Origin of the sequence: Flagellimonas sp., from assembly GCF_965222555.1 — a bacterium.
Lineage (GTDB): Bacteria > Bacteroidota > Bacteroidia > Flavobacteriales > Flavobacteriaceae > Flagellimonas.
This window is the reverse complement of the sequence record NZ_CBDCUG010000005.1, coordinates 684,122-704,062: the sequence shown is the minus strand read 5'-3', so window position 1 is coordinate 704,062 and position 19,941 is coordinate 684,122. Positions and strand designations below refer to the sequence as shown.

At 39.9% G+C, this 19,941-nt stretch carries 11 protein-coding genes; all 11 read left to right on the top strand.

The genetic code is table 11. The annotated features are described in order from the left end of the window. Nucleotides 1–180 precede the first annotated feature (180 nt). Nucleotides 181–3,204, top strand: a complete 3,024-nt coding sequence (locus ACOQO1_RS11595) for a SusC/RagA family TonB-linked outer membrane protein (protein WP_420603040.1) — start codon at nt 181–183, stop codon at nt 3,202–3,204. A gap of 10 nt (nt 3,205–3,214) precedes the next feature. Further along, nucleotides 3,215–4,756 (top strand): RagB/SusD family nutrient uptake outer membrane protein, encoded by a 1,542-nt coding sequence (locus ACOQO1_RS11590; protein ID WP_420603039.1) that lies wholly within the window; start codon nt 3,215–3,217, stop codon nt 4,754–4,756. A gap of 29 nt (nt 4,757–4,785) precedes the next feature. Continuing rightward, a complete protein-coding gene (locus ACOQO1_RS11585; protein WP_420603038.1) occupies nt 4,786–6,567 on the top strand; it encodes a LamG-like jellyroll fold domain-containing protein in 1,782 nt (593 codons plus the stop codon). Nucleotides 6,568–6,616: 49 nt separating this feature from the next. Then, nucleotides 6,617–7,993: a glucoamylase family protein gene (locus ACOQO1_RS11580; RefSeq protein WP_420603037.1), complete on the top strand. Its 1,377-nt coding sequence runs from the start codon at nt 6,617–6,619 to the stop codon at nt 7,991–7,993. After that, nucleotides 7,986–9,371, top strand: coding sequence for a glucoamylase family protein (locus ACOQO1_RS11575; protein WP_420603036.1), 1,386 nt, complete (start codon nt 7,986–7,988; stop codon nt 9,369–9,371). Before ACOQO1_RS11580 ends, ACOQO1_RS11575 begins: the two co-directional genes overlap by 8 nt. Before the next feature lie 45 nt (nt 9,372–9,416). After that, a complete protein-coding gene (bglX, locus tag ACOQO1_RS11570; RefSeq protein WP_420603035.1) occupies nt 9,417–11,690 on the top strand; it encodes a beta-glucosidase BglX in 2,274 nt (757 codons plus the stop codon). Between the two features lie 6 nt (nt 11,691–11,696). Continuing rightward, on the top strand, nt 11,697–13,325 hold the full coding sequence (locus ACOQO1_RS11565; RefSeq protein ID WP_420603034.1) for a sulfatase: 1,629 nt from the start codon (nt 11,697–11,699) through the stop codon (nt 13,323–13,325). Further along, nucleotides 13,322–14,167 carry an endonuclease/exonuclease/phosphatase family protein gene (locus ACOQO1_RS11560; protein ID WP_420603033.1) on the top strand — a complete coding sequence of 282 codons (846 nt, stop codon included), beginning with the start codon at nt 13,322–13,324 and terminating at the stop codon, nt 14,165–14,167. The genes ACOQO1_RS11565 and ACOQO1_RS11560 overlap by 4 nt, the downstream gene beginning before the upstream one ends. 311 nt (nt 14,168–14,478) lie before the next feature. After that, nucleotides 14,479–15,114 carry an RNA polymerase sigma factor gene (locus ACOQO1_RS11555; RefSeq protein WP_420603032.1) on the top strand — a complete coding sequence of 212 codons (636 nt, stop codon included), beginning with the start codon at nt 14,479–14,481 and terminating at the stop codon, nt 15,112–15,114. 235 nt (nt 15,115–15,349) lie between these two features. Beyond that, the gene (locus ACOQO1_RS11550) at nt 15,350–16,390 is read left to right on the top strand and encodes a FecR family protein (protein ID WP_420603031.1); all 1,041 of its coding nucleotides are present in this window, start codon (nt 15,350–15,352) and stop codon (nt 16,388–16,390) included. 143 nt (nt 16,391–16,533) lie between these two features. After that, the gene (locus ACOQO1_RS11545; RefSeq protein WP_420603030.1) at nt 16,534–19,923 is read left to right on the top strand and encodes a SusC/RagA family TonB-linked outer membrane protein; all 3,390 of its coding nucleotides are present in this window, start codon (nt 16,534–16,536) and stop codon (nt 19,921–19,923) included. Nucleotides 19,924–19,941 lie beyond the last annotated feature (18 nt).

Below are 19,941 nucleotides of genomic sequence, written 5' to 3'. Positions count from 1 at the left end.
TTACCACATCACATTGTTAAAATTTCAATAAGTCTTTAGTGACAATACTACTGCATCACCCGTAAAATGCGGTGTTGAAAGCTATAAATGGATGATGTATTTTTTATGTAATAGAATAAGAAAGGAATGGGGTTTTCCTTTAATAATTTAGCAAAAATATAACTCAATCTTTGAACAATTATGAAAATTAGAAGCATCTTATTATTAATTTCGTTTATGCTGTTTCAGGCTGCAGTCTACGCCCAAAACAACATTACGGTATCTGGAACTGTTTCTGATAATACTGGTGAACCCTTGCCTGGGGCCAATGTTATTCTAAAAGGTACTACAACAGGAGTGCAAACCGATTTTGATGGAAACTACAGCCTGGGAAACGTTCCTAACAATGCCACGCTAGTATTTAGCTACATTGGTTTTGTTTCCCTGGAAGTTTCGGTCAACAATCAAACCTCAATAAATGTAACATTACAAGAAGATACCCAAGTATTGGATGAGGTCGTGGTTGTTGGTTATGGGGAACTAAAGGTGAAGGATCTTACTTCTGCAATTGCCACAGTAGATTCCGAAGTACTGGAATTGGCACCTGTGGGTCAGGCTATGCAGGCCATACAAGGACGTGTGGCTGGGGTACAGATTGTAAACAATGGTAGTCCCGGACAATCACCAACAGTTAGGGTTCGTGGTATAGGTTCATACAATACTGGCGCTTCAGGTCCACTTTTTGTGGTTGACGGAGCATTTTTTAATGATATTGATTTCTTGAACCCTTCAGATATTGCATCCATATCCATTCTGAAAGATGCTTCCGCAGCGGCCATCTATGGTGTTCGAGCAGCTAATGGAGTGGTTTTGATCGAGACCAAATCTGGTTCCCATAACCAAAAACCTCAGATCACATATGACGGGTATACGGGATATCAGGTCCCCCAAAATGTACTTACCATGGCTAATGCAGAACAATTTACCACCCTGGCCTTGGAATCTGGATCTGATCCAGATGCACAATTCATTTTAAATGCTATGCAACGCTATGGCAGGAGCCGTGTCAACCCCAATATCCCGGACGTAAATACAGATTGGTATGATGAGATAATGAGGCTCGCCTTGATTCAAAACCATAGTGTTGGGATTACCGGAGGTAGTGAAAATGCGACCTACGCAATAGGAGCCAATTACTTTGAGCAGGCTGGGCTTTTAAAAATGAAAAATGAATACGAACGATTTAATCTAAGAAGCAAGATAGATTTTAAGGTCAATGATTGGCTAACGGTTGGTGGAAATATGGTGTTGAGCAATGCTACCCGCTATGATGCTGAAAACTCTGCATGGCGCTTGGCCTATTATGCGGTGCCCATTTTGCCTGTTTTTGATCCACAGCTGGCCGATAATCCCGCTGTTTTTCCAACAAACTATGCCAATGCGCAAGATTTAGGTTATAGAGGTGGACAAAACCCGTTCCCAACAATGGACTTTAGTGAGAATAGGGAGAAGATTAGAAATGTCCTTGCTAATTTTTATGCGGAGGTTGATTTGATTCCTGAAAAGCTGAAATTTAAAACAGCATACAACCACAATTTTGAATCCATAAACCGAAGAGAGGTCAGACTGCCCTATTTTATTGGGGATAATTTCCAACGTGTGGATGCCAATCTCCTGAAAAGGGATATCACAATTTCCAATCAGATTTGGGACAATACCCTAACGTACACGGAATCATTTGGAAAGCATAACTTAACCGCTTTGGCCGGGACTTCTTTTAGGGATGAAGCCTTAGACCTTTTGCAAGCGAGAGGATTGAATTTTCCTTTGACGGGAGAAGAAGCTTATTTCATCAACTTGGCACAAACCATTGTACAAGATGATACTTTTGATGGAGGAGCTAGGGAGTTTGGGTTCTCATATTTTGGTAGGCTCAATTACAATTATGACAACCGTTATCTTTTATATGGTACGTTTAGAGCTGATGGAACCAATAAGTATCAAGAAAAGTGGGGTTATTTTCCAACAATTGGTGTAGGTTGGGTTATCACAGGTGAGTCGTTCATGGAGAACAATGGCATCTTCGATTTCTTGAAGCTGAGAGGAAGTTGGGGAGAGTTGGGTAACGATAGGGTTCCCTCTAGTGAAGGTTCCATTACATCCGAAGTAGTTACCACTGCCCTTGGCGATATTCTGTTTAGTGGATTGAACACCAGTAGTGATTTTACCGCCCTGAAATGGGAAGTAACGGAAGAAATCAATGCAGGCCTTTCGGCCCGGTTGCTTGACAACAACTTATCAATAGAAGCAGACTATTACATCCGCGATACCAAAGATGCGGTAATACCTGTTTTAAGACCCCTTATTCCAGGAGCTACAAGACAAAATGTAGGTGAAATAAGAAATTCAGGATTGGAAATAGCCATTAATTGGGATAAACAAGTGTCAGAGGATTTCAGTTATACTATTGGTGGGAACTTTACAACCTTGGACAACGAAATATTGGGCCTTGGTGGAGCTGAGTTTTTGGATGCCGGAACGGCAGAATTTCGTCAACGATCAATTGTTGGAGAATCCATTTTTGCCTTTTATGGAAGGGAGATAATTGGAGTATATCAAAACGATGCCCAGGTACAAGCAGACCCAGTGGCCGTGGCCAACAATTTAGAACCAGGTGATTTTATTTACCGCGATATTAATGGTGATGGGGATATTACCGATGATGATAGAACCGTGTTGGGCTCCTTCCTTCCATCTTATTCATTTGGGGTTAATTTGGGTTTTAACTATAAAAACTGGGATTTTACAGCAAGTGCAATTGGGCAAGGAGGCAACTCCATATTGAACAGAAAGCGGGGGGAGGTCATTTTTACCAACGATACGAATTGGGACCGTGATTTTGCCATTAACCGCTGGCATGGTGATGGCACCACCAATAGTTATCCATCTTCTGCGGGAATCAGGAAAGGTTGGAACCAACGTTTAAACAATTTCTTTATAGAGGATGGCGATTTTTTTAGGATTCAAAACATAACCCTTGGTTATACCATCAATAAAAATGGTCAACAAGGAGGAATACCGCAAGTTAGAATCTATGCAACCGCCGAAAAACCATTGACCTTGTTCAACTATAATGGATTCAATCCAGAAGTGGCCAATGGAGTTGATAACCAAACCTATCCCATACCTGCAGTGTACACAGTAGGTGTAAATATCAAAATCTAAAAAAATTATTATGAAAGAACTACTCAACAAAACAAGGATCAGTGCCATTGTAGCCGTCGCGTTGATGGTGGCAATAGGCTGTTCTGATAAACTGGACGAACCAGAATTGAACAACAATTTTGCTGGAGGAACAGACTTTACCAAGACTGAGGATATGGCACTTTCTATTATTGGGGTGTACGAAGCCTTTCAATCTAGGGGGTGGGAACAACCCTTATTGATTTCTGTTCGCGGAGATGATGTTAATGCAGGTGGATTGGGAGACCAGCAAGATTTTGCCGAAACGGACCTGTTCAATTATAACAAAGACTATTGGATGTACAATTCCCTATGGCAAAATGTTTATGTGGATGTAATTACCGCACATACGGGAATGGAGCAAATAGTGAGATATCAAGAGCTGGCAGATAATGCAGGAAAGGCATTGGGTGAGCAATATATTGCCGAAGCCAAGGTGTTGCGCGCAATCATGCTTTTTCATATTTCACAGGTTTGGGGCGATGTGTTCATTCCCACTTCATCAGATACTGCAGAGCTTTTTGATGTAGAAACGGTTCCAACCCAAGATGAGGTAATGCAGCATATTTCCGATCAAATGGATGAAGCGTTGCCATTCTTGTCGGATATGCGACCTAATGAAAGGACCGATCTTCCAGGAGGGGTTACCAGATATACCGCTTTAGCAATTAAGGCATTGGCCAATCAAGAATTGGAAAATTATCAAACCGTGGCAGATGCTTGCGCCCAAATCATCAATTCAAACAAGTTCAGTCTCTATCCAGATTTTTATGAGCTTTTCAAAACTCCGGGAAAGTTAAGCGATGAGAGTATTTTGGATATGCAGTATTCTGATTTTGGACAGGGGGAAGGCGATCGGGAAGGACACCTTTATGCCCCATACGGCCCCCAAGGTTGGACACCTGCTGTTGATGGAGCAAGTAGTGGATGGGGTTTCTATGAACCAAGTATGAAGTTCATCAAATTTATGCTGGATCGTGGCGAAACTGTGAGACTCGAAACCAGTGTTTTGTTTACGGATCGGGGAATTGCTGAAATTCAAACAGACCCCAATTATGCAACACTGCCTGCCTTTGTATCCAATACAACACGGGATGGGGATGTAATCAACGATTATGCCAGGGCACTTTTTGCCAGTGGTAAGCACTATCTCCCATCCAATCAGTTAATTACCGGCAGAACAGCTTATGGAAGTAACAAAAACTTCAATATCATTCGCTACGGAGAAATTCTTTTAATGTATGCAGAAGCCCTTACCCAAGGCGCATCTGGTTCTGGAATGACCGCAGATCAAGCGGTAAACTTGGTAAGGCAACGGGCAGGAATGCCAGCAATTACCGGTGTGACTCTGGATCAGGTCTTGGAAGAAAAATTTGCTGAGCTCGCCATGGAGTGGGGGAAGCGCTACTATGATATGGTAAGATTGGGCCGATTTGGTGAATTGAGCTATGATGGAAGAACATTCTCCGAAGACAAAAGTTTTCTTCCTTACCCACAGGCACAGGTGGACCAATTTCCAATCCTTGACAAGTAAATGAAAACAATACGATAAAAAACAAACCAATGGAATATTTAAAAAAATTAGGATTTTTTATCACGTCCGTGTTCCTTTTAATAGGATGCGAACAAGGAATAGATCCCATAACAAAAGTAGATGCCGGAGCAGATGCAACAGCACCAGAGGTAACCATAAACTTCCCCACTGAGGGCAGTAAAATAAAAGTGTTGGAGGTTGTCACATCAATCACCGTGGATTTTGAAGTAACCGATGATATCGAAGTGGCTTCTGTAGAGATACTGCTAGATGGAACCAGAATAGGTAGCTTCAATGATTTTAAGGACTACCGTCGGGTATTGGTAGATGATTTCATTTATGATGCGTTAACGGATGGTACCCACGAACTTACGGTTAGAGCAACGGATATTGATGGTAAGACTACTTCTACTTCTGTTAACTTTGAAAAAGAACCTGCATATGTTCCAGTATACGCAGGAGAGACATTGTATATGCCTTTTGAAGGGGACAATGTTGATTTGGTAAACATTCGACATGCTGACAAAATAGGATCTCCCGGTTTTGGTGGAGAGGGCTTTGTGGGTATTAATTCCTATGCTGGGGCTACCGATTCTTATCTCACCCTCCCCACTGATGGAATGTTGGGAGATGAATTCAGTGCGGTTTTTTGGTACAAAGTGAATGCTGACCCGGATAGGGCAGGGATTTTGGTTATAGGCCCTCCCGATGAGGCCAATCCGGATGCTCAAAATAATAGGGATAGTGGATTTAGATTTTTTCGTGAAAGTGCGGGTGGAAATCAAAGATTCAAACTCAACGTAGGCACAGGTACGGGAAATTCATGGTTTGATGGTGGTTCATCAGCGGATATAGCCCCGGGAACGGATTGGACGCATATGGCATTTACCATTTCCCAAAGTCAGGCTACTGTTTACATCAATGGTCAAATTGTAAGCCAAGGCGATTTTGATGGTGTGGATTGGACCAATTGTGATATACTTTCAATTATGTCTGGTGCCCCAAGATTTACAGGGTGGAATCATAAATCGGATTCCAGTAATATGGACGAATTGCGAATGTTCAACAGGGTACTTTCCCAATCTGAAATTCAAAACATAATGACCACGGAGGCCGGTGGGTTTGTAGGCTCCTTTGATGGTGAAATGTTCTATATGCCTTTTGATGGAGATAATAAAGAGATGTTTACCAGTAGTGATGCAACAGTGGTAGGTTCTCCTGGGTTTGCAGGCGAAGGCGCAGCTGGAAGCGATGCTTATGCCGGTGCAACCGATGCGTATTTAACCTTCCCAACCAATGGATTGACAACTGATGAATTGAGTGCGACCATGTGGTACAAACTAAACGCAACCCCAGATAGGGCGGGAATCTTGGTAATGGGACCACCGGACATGGAGCGTCCAGAATTTCCCGATGTACAGAATCTAAGAACAAATGGCTTCCGTTTCTTTAGGGAAGCAGGTGGCGATGGCCAAATATTTAAATTAAATGCTGGCAATGGAACGGGCGATAGCTGGTTTGATGGTGGAGCAACAGCTTCTATACCATCGGACACTACCGACTGGGTACATTTGGCCTTTACAATTTCAAACTCGGAATGTGTGGTCTATATTGATGGTGAGGTTGTGGCCCAAGGAGATTTTGCAGGGGTTGACTGGACTGGTTGCGATATCTTGTCCATTGCTTCAGGTGTGCCAAGATTTAACCAATGGAACCATTTGTCGGATTCTAGTTATATAGATGAGCTCAGATTGTTTGACAAAGCACTGTCACAAGAAGAAGTTCAGAATATCAGAAATTCTGACCTATAACCCGTAGAAAGAACAAAAAGATAATTCATTAGTTAGTTTTTCATTTCATATGAAGTTAGTTTTAATTTCAGTTTTATTGGCTGTTGCATCTTTAGTAGCGGGATGCAATGGCCAAAAAACTACTAACGAAAAAAAGTTAGTGGTACAGGATGTTTCAAAATCCAATTATTCAGATGATGAACTTTTGGATATGGTCCAAAGGCAAACTTTTGAATATTTCTGGAGCGGTGCTGAACCCATTTCGGGTCTTGCGCGGGAACGAATCCATCTGGATAATATTTATCCTGCACATGATAAGGACATCATTACAACCGGAGGTTCAGGTTTTGGGCTTATGGCCATAATAGTTGGTGTGGAGCGTGGTTTTATCACAAGGCAACAGGCGCTGGAGCGATTTGAAAGAATTGTTGATTTCTTAACCAGGGCCGATCGTTTCCATGGTGCTTGGCCCCACTGGTTGTTATCCGATGGAACTACCTCTCCATTCAGCAAAAAAGATAATGGAGGTGATTTGGTGGAAACCGCTTTTTTGATACAAGGATTGCTTACAGTTAAAGCATATTTTGAGGATGGAAATAAAAGAGAGCAGATTCTAACTCAAAAAATTCAAAAACTTTGGGAAGAGGTAGAATGGGATTGGTATACTAAAAATGGAGAGGATGTCCTGTATTGGCATTGGAGCCCTGATTATGAATGGGAAATGAATTTTCCAGTCGGGGGGTATAACGAAGCCTTAATCATGTATGTTCTTGGAGCTTCCTCTTCAACCTACCCCATAAGTAAGGAAGTTTATGAAAAAGGGTGGGCAAGAAATGGAGCCATTTCTGAAGGAACAACCTATTACGATTTGGATACTGAGGTTGATCATTATGAACATGATGAATCTCCGGTAGGACCTCTTTTTTGGGCGCACTATTCGTATTTGGGACTTGATCCAAAAGGATTGACAGATCAATTTGGCGATTATTGGAAGCTAAATACAAACCACGCCCTAATTCACTATAAACATTGTGTGGAAAACCCCAAAGACTATGAAGGTTATGGCGAAAATTGCTGGGGACTCACATCTAGTTATTCCATTAAAGGCTATGCTTCGCATAGACCCGATAGGGATATTGGGGTGATTTCTCCAACCGCAGCTCTTTCATCCATGCCGTATACTCCAAAAGAAAGTATGGAATTCCTTAAACACCTTTATGTTGAACAAGACAGCCTAGTGGGAAAATATGGTCCTTTTGATGCATTTAGTCATGAGGAAAATTGGTATCTGCCAAGGTATTTAGCCATAGATCAAGGGCCCATTCCAGTAATGATAGAAAATTATAGAACAGGATTATTATGGAAACTCTTCATGGCCAATAAAGATGTACAAAAAGGACTGAAGAAACTGGACTTTCAAAGTCCGTATTTAAGTAGGTATGAATAAGATTGGACTTTTTTCTCTGATTGTATTAGCGGTTCTTTTTTCTTGTAATAAGGATGATTACACCTATGAGCCAATTGAATTTCCTGATGACGATAATGGAGGAGAACCTGTTGAGGTTCCCCAAATCTCGGATGAGGAACTTTTGAACCTTACACAAAAAGAAACCTTCAAATACTTTTGGAATTTTGCTGAGAGTAATTCTGGTGCTGCCAAAGAAAGATATCATCCTAATGACCCAACCCGAGATGCCCATGTAGTAACAACAGGCGGCACTGGATTTGGATTGATGGCAATTCTTATAGGGATTGAAAGAGGGTTTGTGACAAGGGAACAAGGAGTTGAGCGGTTGTCCACAATACTTTCCTTTTTGGAAACTGCAGATCGTTTTCGTGGAGCCTGGTCACATTGGATTAATGGCACTAATGGTTCGGTAATTCCTTTTAGTCCAACCGATAATGGAGGGGATTTAGTGGAAACCGCTTTTCTGGTACAGGGACTTATTTGTGTAAAGGAATATTTGAAAAATGGAAGCGATACCGAAAAAGCATTGTCGCAAAAAGCTGATGAACTTTGGAAAGGTGTTGAATGGGATTGGTATACCCAAAATAAAAATGCGCTGTATTGGCATTGGAGCCCCAATTTTGGATTTAACATCAACCTGGAATTAAAGGGATATAATGAAGTGTTGATCACTTATGTTCTAGCAGCAGCTTCACCCGATCATTCCATTTCAAAAGAAGTATACACCAATGGATGGGCATCCAACGGAGGAATAAAATATCCAAACAGTAAATATGGTCACCCTCTTTTGGTAAGGCATGCAGGTGCTTTGGAATCAGGAGGGCCACTTTTTTGGGCGCATTATTCTTATTTGGGATTGAACCCTAAAAATCTCTCAGATGATTATGTCAACTATTGGGATGTTAATGTGAACCATTCCAAAATCAACCACGCCTATTGTGTAGAAAATCCAAAAAATTTTAAGGATTACGGTGAAGATTGTTGGGGGCTAACAGCAAGTTATACCCGCAACAATGATGGTGGCATTGGGTATAATGCGCACCGCCCGGGCAATGATACTGGAGTTATATCTCCCACGGCGGCAATAAGTTCTATTCCATACACTCCCAATGAATCTTTAAAGGCCATGCAGTATTTCTATAAGAACAAAGAAAAGTTATTGGGACCTGCAGGATTTTATGATGCCTTTAGCCCTCAGTATAACTTTTGGGTCGCAGAAGCGTATCTGGCCATAGATCAAGGCCCCATAATCATTATGATTGAAAATCACCGGACGGGTCTTTTATGGAATCTGTTCATGCAAAATGAAGACATAAGGAAAGGTCTGGACAAGCTTGGATTTCAATATAGTGATTGAACCATTGCCATTAAAAATTATAAAGACACCCTCAAATTTTAGTTTATGAAATTCAAAAAATATAACAGCATTATTCTATTGCTACTTGGTTTTGCAAGCTCTCTTTGTGGACAACAAAAGACAAAGATTCCTGTGGTGGAATCCCTATTGCAACAAATGACTTTGGATGAAAAAATTGGCCAATTGAATTTGCTCACACCAGGTGGAGGAGTGGCAACTGGGTCCGTTGTAAGTAAAAATGTTGAAGAAAAAATAAAATCAGGCCAAGTAGGGGGGCTTTTTGGTGTTTATGGCCCTGGCCGCATTCGCATTGCGCAAGAAATGGCCGTGAACCAGAGTCGTTTAAAAATCCCTTTGCTCATAGGGTCAGATGTGATTCACGGGTACAAGACCACTTTTCCCATTCCTTTGGGAACATCCTGTAGCTGGGATATGGAATTGATTGAAAAAACCGCACGCATCGCTGCTATAGAAGCTACCGCAGATGGAATCAATTGGAATTTTTCGCCCATGGTGGATATTGCAAGGGACCCAAGGTGGGGACGAATTGCCGAAGGAGCAGGCGAAGATCCTTATTTGGGGTCAGCTGTGGCAAAAGCAATGGTTAAAGGATATCAGGGAGAGGATATATCCGCAGTGAATACCATGCTGGCCTGTGTAAAACATTTTGCGTTGTACGGAGCTTCAGAAGCAGGTCGGGATTACCATACTGTGGATATGAGCAGAGTTAAAATGTTCAATCAATATTTACCTCCTTACAAAGCTGCAATAGATGTGGGAGTGTCAAGCGTAATGACCTCCTTCAATGATGTTGACGGTATTCCGGCTTCTGGAAACAAGTGGTTGTTGAGCGATTTATTACGAGACCAATGGGGTTTTGAAGGTTTTGTGGTATCCGACTATACCTCAGTAAATGAGATGATTGCTCACGGACTGGGAGATTTACAATCCGTTTCTACACTGTCTTTAAAAGCAGGATTGGATATGGATATGGTGGGCGAAGGATTTTTGACCACCTTAAAAAAATCAGTGGCCGAAGGCAAGGTGACCGAAGCTCAAATTACAAATGCATGCCGAAGAATTTTGGAAGCCAAGCACAAACTGGGCTTATTTGATGACCCCTATCGATATTTAGATGACAATCGACCTAAGAAACAGATTTTGACTGCGGAGCATAGGCAGATGGCAAGAGAAGTGGCAGCACGTTCATTTGTCTTGCTTAAAAATCCAAATGGGGTTCTGCCTATCAAGAAGAATGCAAAAATTGCCTTGGTCGGGCCTTTGGCCGAAAGCAGAAAGAATATGTTGGGTACCTGGGCTCCTACGGGAGATACCAATCTTGCGATAACTGTTTTGGAAGGGTTTAAAAACTTAGTTCCAAATGCAGAAATCAGGTATGCAAAAGGAGCCAACATTTCAGATGACCCAGAATTTGCAAAAAAGGTAAATGTTTTTGGTCCCAGAATTGAAATTGACAAGCGCTCTCCTGAAAATTTATTGGAAGAGTCCATTACGGCGGCAGAAGAATCCGATGTGATCGTGGCCGTTATTGGCGAAGCTACAGAAATGAGTGGTGAAGCTGCCAGTAGAACGGATATTTCCATTCCGGAAAGTCAGAAGCGAATGATCAGAGCATTGGTCAATACCGGCAAACCCGTGGCATTGGTGCTAATGAGCGGTCGTCCATTGACCATTCCTGAGGAATTTGATCTACCGGTGGCCATTTTGCAAGTTTGGCATCCGGGAGTTGAGGCTGGAAATGCCATTGCAGATGTCATTTTTGGGGATTATAATCCGTCAGGAAAGCTCACAGCTACCTGGCCAAGAAATGTAGGCCAAATTCCAATTTATCATAGTATTAAAAACACGGGAAGACCAGCTCCTGAGAAGTTTCAAAAATTTAAATCCAATTATTTGGATGCTCCAAACACCCCTTTGCTCCCATTTGGCTATGGTCTGAGCTATACCACATTCGAATATTCAAATTTAAAATTGAACAAAACGGAAATTAAACTTGGAGAAAGCATTCAGGCAAGTGTTGCAGTTTCCAACACAGGAAATTATGACGGAGAGGAAGTGGTGCAGTTGTATTTAAGGGATGTGATAAGGAGCATAACCCCTCCAATAAGACAATTGAAGGGATTCAAAAAGATTTTTCTGAAAAAGGGAGAACAGAAAACAGTGACTCTTGAACTTTCTCCGGAGGATTTAAAGTTCTATAATAGTGCCTTGGAATTTGTTGCTGAGCCAGGGGAATTTGAAGTTTTTGTAGGGACAGATTCCAATTGTATATTGAAGGAATCTTTCTTTTTAAAATAATTAGGAATGAATTGGAGATTGGGCATTGTTGGTTTGTTGCTACTCTTACTTTCGTGCAAGGAAAAGGATACGGATCCGCCAAATTCTACAAAACCACCCAATATTATTTTTATCATGTCCGATGATCATGCCTATCAGGCAATTAGTGCTTATGGGCATAAACTGAGCCAGTTTGCACCCACTCCTAATATTGACAGAATAGCTAAAAATGGAGCATTGTTCAACAATAGTTTTTGTACCAATGCAATTTGTGGTCCAAGCAGGGCGGTAATACTTACTGGAAAACACAGCCACATCAATGGGTTTAGGATGAACGGAGACCGTTTTGATGGAAATCAAGCGACGCTGCCCAAATATTTGCAAAAGTTGGGATACAAAACTGCAATTGTGGGCAAATGGCATTTACATGGTTATCCCCAGGGTTTTGACCATTGGGATATTTTGAACGATCAGGGGAATTATTATAATCCGGAATTCATAAATCAAAAAGATACTGTAATTGTAGAAGGCTACGCTACAGACATTATTACAGAAAAAGGGCTGGATTGGCTCAAGAAAAGGGAAGATTCGGAACGACCTTTCTTTTTAATGGTGCATCATAAAGCGCCACACCGCAATTGGATGCCTGCACTTAGGCATGCAAATTTGTATGATTCCATTACATTTCCGCTGCCGGATACCTACTTCCAGAGTTTTGAAAACCAGTTAGCGGCCCAAGAACAGCAGCAGACCATTTATGATGATATGTACGAAGGGCATGATCTAAAAATGACGAAAGAATTTGGAAGTACGGCATTGGCCCATAACCCATGGACCACTGATTTCGACCGAATGACCCCTGAACAAAGAAATGCATGGGACAGAGCTTATCTCGATAAGAACAATGCCTTTCATAAAGCAAACCTTAAGGGAAAAGAACTTGCCATTTGGAAGGGACAACGCTATTTACAGGATTATTTGGCAACCATTGCAGCAGTTGATGAGGGAGTTGGGAGGATTTTGGATTATGTAGAGGAAAATGGACTGCAGGAAAACACCTTGATTGTCTACACTTCCGATCAAGGTTTTTATTTGGGAGAGCACGGCTGGTTTGATAAGCGGTTTATGTACGAAGAATCGCTGAGGATGCCATTATTAATGCAATTGCCGGGAACAATAAAACCTGGAACAACCGTAGATGCCATAGTACAGAATTTGGACTTTGCACCCACTTTTTTAGATTTGGCGAAGGGGTCTAAGTATGTTGCTGAAATGCAAGGGGAATCATTCAAAAGCCTGTTGGAAGGAGCAAAAGATGATTTCAAACAAGCTATTTATTATCACTATTATGATTTTCCTGCATTTCATATGGTGAAAAGGCAGTATGGAATTCGAACTAAACGTTATAAATTAATCCATTTTTATGACGATATTGATGCCTGGGAGTTTTACGATTTAAAAAAAGACCCTAGCGAATTGCATAATGCCATTGGTGATATACACTATAAAGATGTGATTACCACAATGCACCAGAAATTGGATAGTCTCCAAAAACAGTATTTGGTAACAGAGGAGGAGTTTGAGACTACACCTAAGGAGGAAGTTGAAAAGGCAAATAAAGCATTTGAAAAACTACGGGGTAAACCTATAGAATGAAAAGAAAAATATTTGTTGCTGCTCTAATCTGCTGTGTTTGGTTAATGAATGGGCAAACTTTGGATGTTATGTCCTACAATATTAGATACGATAACCCCAAGGATAGTTTGAACAGTTGGGAACACCGTAAAGATTTCCTGATTTCCCAACTCAATTTTTATGCGCCGGCTATTTTTGGAACTCAAGAAGGATTTGTGCACCAACTAAAGGATATTGAAAAAGGATTAAGCAATTATTCATTTTTTGGAGTTGGTCGGGATCATGGAGATGAAAGAGGGGAGTTTACGGCAATTTTTTATGATAAGAAACAGTTTGAGCTGTTGAAAGAGGATACCTTTTGGTTGTCCCCAACACCGGAAAAACCATCCAAAGGATGGGATGCGGCGTTACCCCGAATCTGTACTTATGGATTGTTTAAAACAATTCAAGAAGGGAAGAAATTTTATGTTTTCAACACCCACTTTGATCACGTTGGGAAAGAAGCCCGCACACAGAGTGCTTCTTTAATTCTGAATAAAATAAAGGAATTAAACTCTAAGAATCTGCCAGTAATTGTATTGGGAGATTTTAATCTAGAGGATAATAGCGCAGGAATTCAACTGATAGCGAATGTTTTAAGTGATGCTCACATTTTAGCCGGCAAAAATGCTTTTGGACCCAGGGGTACTTTTAATGGTTTCAATTTTACGCAGCACGTTACACGCAGAATAGACTATATTTTTGTGGCAGATCAAAGTTTTAAAGTGCTAAAAAGTGGTATTTTGAGCGATTCCCAATCCTGTAGATATCCTTCGGACCATTTTCCTGTGCTGGTCAGGCTCGAATTTTCCAATAGCAACTGATTTAAGAATTTTCAGGGATAACGTTAACTGATGAAATTGTGATGGAAGATCAAGCATTTTATCGTCTTAAACTTACTTGACCCAGCTAGGAAAACAATTTGCTTAATATCGGTTCAATACATTGTCCTGCCCCATTCTAAACAAAAATATTTAGCGAAAAAAAATAATTTGATAACACCTTTTTATGGGTGTCAAATCAAATCAATTTTTGAAGAGTGTAAGTATCCTTTATGAAATCCGAACAAACCATTAAATGCGAATTCAATCTTTTTTTTTATATATTGTTGGCAAATAATTAACATTTTAAGATAATGTCATCATTAACTGAAATTTTATCAGACTACAATAAAGATGATGCAAAGGGTGATTTGACCAGTAAATCTGGGGCAATGGATTTTGACCCAACATTAGAATGGAAATTATTTTGTGATGGTAGTGAATCTGCATTCATTAAAATATACAATCATTATTTTTTGACCTTATATAATTTGGGAAGGCAGTTTTCTGGTGATACGGATTTGCTTAAAGATACTTTGCAAGAAACTTTTATAAATATTCGAAAAAAACGTCAAAAGCTACACAAAGTAATTTCGGTTAAGGCTTTTCTGATAAAATGTTATAGAAACAAGATTATTACAGAGCAAAAAAAGCGAAAGAAAAATATGACCCTGAATTTTTCTGCTGGTTCATACGGATTTCTTTTGACTCCCTCCCACGAAAGTGTGCTTATTAGCAGGCAATTTCGTCAAGAACAGATTAAATTGATGCAAGAATCTTTGAATAAGCTAACAAGAAGACAGCGTGAAGCAATCTATTATTTCTACTATAATGGACTTTCTTATGTGCAAATTAAAGATGTCATGGGTTTCTCCAGTGTTCGTGCTGCTAGGAATTTGGTCTATAGGTCTCTTACGGAATTAAAAAAACAAATTGAGATACTTGAATAATCAGAATCTAAGTTAGGTCCATTACTTCAAAATAGGCTGAACACACATTTTTTATCCCTTTTATTTGATTTTATAGTTGTACGGTGAACATTAATGTGATTGTCAAATTTCTTTGCTTTTTATGCTGAAGTGTCATATTTGATAAGAATTATGGCAATTTATTTGAAGAAAATCATTTTTTTTTGATGTCATTTGTCATTTTATGATGTCTTACTAATATACAGAGGCCAAACCTATGGATTACCACGAATATGAATTGGAAGATTTTTTGACGGACCCAGAATTTAGAAATTGGGTGTTGAAACCAAATCCGGCTTCTCATTTTTTCTGGAAAAAATGGCTGGCGGCCAATCCATCTAAAAAAACTACTGTATTAACTGCAAAGGAGATTATTCTTTCCTTGAAGTTTCATTCCAATAATGAAATTGATGATAAAGATCAGGGAGAACTTCTAAAATCGATATTGCGAAAGAGGAATGCGTCCCCCAAAGTAAAAAGAATGGGAGTGCCGGCTGTTGCATTTCAAATAGCGGCTTGTGCATTGTTGATGATAGTTTTGGCCATTGGCCATCATGTGTCAACTTCTACAGAGATTCGCCAACCTTCGGTAAATCCAATCAAATATGTTGTTAAGGAAAATTTTAAAGGGCAGAAATCGAGGATTACATTGCCAGATGGATCTTCGGTATTTTTAAATAACAACAGTAAGATTACGTATGCTTCTAAGTTTATAGGCAAAAGGGAGATTTTTTTGGAAGGAGAGGCATTTTTCGAAGTGAAGAAAGATTCTACAAAACCTTTTCTGGTTAATTCCAATGGATTGTTGACCAAAGCGCTTGGAACTTCATTTAATATAAAAGCACATAAAGGAAAGAAAGTTGAAGTAGGGCTGGTTACTGGTAAGATTTCTGTAGCGGCCACAACATTGGACCAAGACCAAGATGTTGAGATCATAAATAATTTGGGAGGGAAGGCTACCTATGACACTTTAGAAGGTAAGCTGGATATATCCTCGTATGAAGATATGGACTTTTACAAGTGGACCAAAAGAATCTTGGTGTTTAAGGCGGCAGACTTTGATGAAATTGAGGAGACCTTGGAAAATTGGTATGATGTTGATATTACAGTGCACAACTTGAATAGAAGTATTACGTATACTGGTGAATTTCCTAGCGAAAGTCTTGAGAGCATTTTAGAACGAATGGCTTTTGTTGAAAAGTTTTCCTTTAGAATTGATGAGGAAAATGAAAGAGCCGTATCAATATTTTTTAACTAAAAACTACAAACACTTAAATATATGACAATGAAAAACTACCCGTAAAAAAAATAAGTTTGCTCCAAAGAAAATGGCACTTTCAATGGAAACAAACTTATCACAAAAAGTTCAATTAAAAGAATCAACTAAACTTATGTAAAAGTATGAAATTTAAACTATTTAAAACAGTCGCTATGCTCTCCAGGATATTTATTTTGCAGCTAGTTTTCTGCTATTTTGCAATGGCTAATGAAGGGTATACGCAGAGTATGAAAGATATCTATCTTGAGTGGAATTCCGTTCGGGAAGCAAAAGTACTGGATGTCTTTCAAGAAATCGAGAACCAATCAACTTTCAAGTTCAATTATGACGAGAAAGATGTTAACAGGAGAACAAAGTTTCTTATTGCTCAAGGGACACATTCAGTATATGATCTTTTAGAGCAGATAAGCAAAGAAGCTTCTTTAAGCTTTAGACGGATTAACAGTACAATTGCTGTTACCCCAAGACCGGAAAAGGAAACTCCGGCAATTGTTGAAAAAGAAGTTGTACAGAAAACAGTAACTGGTACGGTAACTTCAGGTTCTGATGGAGGGCCGTTGCCAGGGGTAAGTATCTTGGAACAAGGTACAAGTAATGGTACTCAAACAGATTTTGATGGAAACTACTCCATTGAAGTATCTGAAGGCTCGGTTTTAGTATTCTCATATTTGGGAACCTTGTCGCAAAGTGTTACCGTAGGAGCTTCGAACACTATCAATATTGTTCTACAGGAAGATGCCAGTCAACTGGATGAAGTTGTTGTTACCGCCTTGGGTGTGAAAAGACAGAAAAAATCACTTACCTATGCTACTCAATCTGTTGAGACAGATGGTATTGATGAAGCACGGCCACAGCAGAACTTAGTGAACAGTCTGTCCGGTAGAGTTGCTGGACTTTCAATTCAAAGGTCTGGTAATGGTGTAAGTGGAGCCTCAAAGGTTGTTTTAAGAGGTAACCGTTCTATTGCAGGAAGTAGCCAGCCATTATATGTTGTTGATGGTGTTCCATTGGGTGGTGATATTGCAGATATTAGCCCCGATGATGTAGCCTCCATTAACGTTCTTAAAGGTGCAAATGCAGCTGCAATATATGGAGCTCGTGCAAACAATGGTGCTATTATCATTACAACTAAATCTGGAACTGCAGGAGGTTTTTCAATAGATTTTAGTGCAACCACAACTGCGGAAACCGCAAATGTTCTGTTTGATTATCAGAATCAATTTGGTCAAGGTAGTGGAGGCGCATATAACCCTGCATCACTGTTGTCATTTGGTCCTGCTCTTGGAGGAGGTTCTGTGGCAAATTGGTCTCCAAGTCCAGATATTACAGGTCAATTGCCATTTAATGCTCAGGCAGATAACGTTGATGACTTCTTTCAAACCGGGTTTAATCAAGCATATAATATCTCCGTACGTTCAGGAAATGAAAGAGTACAAACGTTTTTTGGATACACATATGATGATAGAAAAGGTATTGTAGAAGGCAATGAATTGACTAGGCATAACGCAAATTTCAAAATTGACAATGAAATTATTGAGGGCAAGTTGGATTTAAGTGCCAGGATTAATTATATCAGAACCAATATTGACAATCAATTGGATACTGGTGAATCTTTTGCGAATCCTTTGAGACATGCTTATAGATTGCCACGGAACATAAGAACTCAGGACATACAAGTATTTGAGTATACCGATGCCGATGGTAATGTAAGACAGAATTATTGGGATCCAGGAAATAATGGTGGTGCAAACCCGTATTGGACAATCAATAGAAACTTAAATGAAATCATTACCAATAGAGTTTTGGGTTACCTATCGTTGACATATCATTTTACGGATGATTTGGATCTATTGGTAAGAACTGCAATTGATCAAAGTTCAAGGTCTAGGGAAGATCGTGACTATAATGATTCATATATTATTGCGGACAATGGTCAGTATGTTACAAGAAATGATCATTCTTTGGAATGGAATACAGATTTTCTCTTAAGCTATAACAAACAGATTAATGACGATTTTGCCTTTAATTTAAGTGTTGGTGGTAATAACAGACAAGCAAATTCCAAGTTTGTTGAGACTAACAACGGGGGACTAAATGCAGCTAACATCTTTGCAATTAGCAATGCCATGAATTTAACGGCAAGACAAGATTTGACCCGAAGAGAGGTTAATTCGTTATATGGATTTGGACAAGGGTCTTATAAGGATGCATTGTTCTTGGATTTAACCTATAGAAGTGATTGGAGTTCTACATTACCTGTTGACAACAATAGGTTTGATTACTACTCAGCTGGTGTAAGTGCAGTCCTTTCGGATTTGGTAGAGCTGCCTGAAGCCATTTCATTTTTAAAGTTAAAAGCCAATTATGCAGAGGTGGGTAACGATACCGCTCCATTTAATCTGACCAGAATTGCAAATTTACAGGCAGGTGGATTCATTCAATTAGGAACTGTATTGCCTAACGCAGATTTGAAACCTGAACGTACCCAATCATTGGAGTTTGGATTTGACGCCAGATTCTTGGATAGTCGTTTAGGAATAGATTTTAACTACTATAAATCCAATAGTATTGATCAGCTGTTTGGACAGCAAGTACCTCAAGGTTCTGGTATAGCTACACGCTTTATCAATGGTGCTGATATTCAAAACAAGGGTGTTGAGATTATTCTAACTGCAAACCCAATACGTACTGCTGATTTCAACTGGAACATCACTGCCAACTTTACTCAAAATGATAGTGAAGTGATTAAACTGGCAGAAGGATTGGAAACTTTGAGTTTTGGAGGAGAGTTCTTCAGAAGGTTTGAGTTGAATGTTGGGGATGAATGGGGTAACATTTATTCAAGAGGTTTCGCTCGTGATGCTCAAGGAAGAGTTTTGGTCACGGATGCTGGACTTCCGGAAGTAACTACAGGTCAAGAAGTGCTTATTGGAAACTTTAATCCCGATTGGCTAGGTGGTATTCTAAACAGTTTTGATTACAAAAACTTTAGTTTTAGCTTTTTGATTGATATCCGTCAAGGCGGTGAAGTAGCTACTTTTACCAATGCAATATTGGCATCTGATGGAGCATTATCAAGAACACTTCAAGGAAGAGATGGTTCTTTGGTGTTTGGCCAGAACATATTCCCGAATTTGGAAGTGGTCAATGCTGATGGTACTCCTAACACCACCCAAGTTACAGCAGAGGCATTCTGGGGACAAATTGGTGGTAGAAACTCCCCGGCTGGTGAAGCATTCGTAGAAGACGCATCAAACATCAGAATGCGTGAGATGACGTTTGGTTATAGGTTTCCAAAGTCTTTATTGGATAAGACCCCAATCAAAACGGCAAAGATATCCTTAGTTGGAAGAAACTTGTTCTTTATATCAAACAACGCAACTGTAGACCCAGAAGTAGTTGATGGCGTAGGTACTGGTAACTTTCAAAATGAAACTAGAGCCGATGGTTTTAGTTCGTTTGCCCCTCCTGCTACAAGAAGCTTGGGTCTTAACCTTAAAGTTGGTTTTTAAATCAAAAAAGTTGTAATT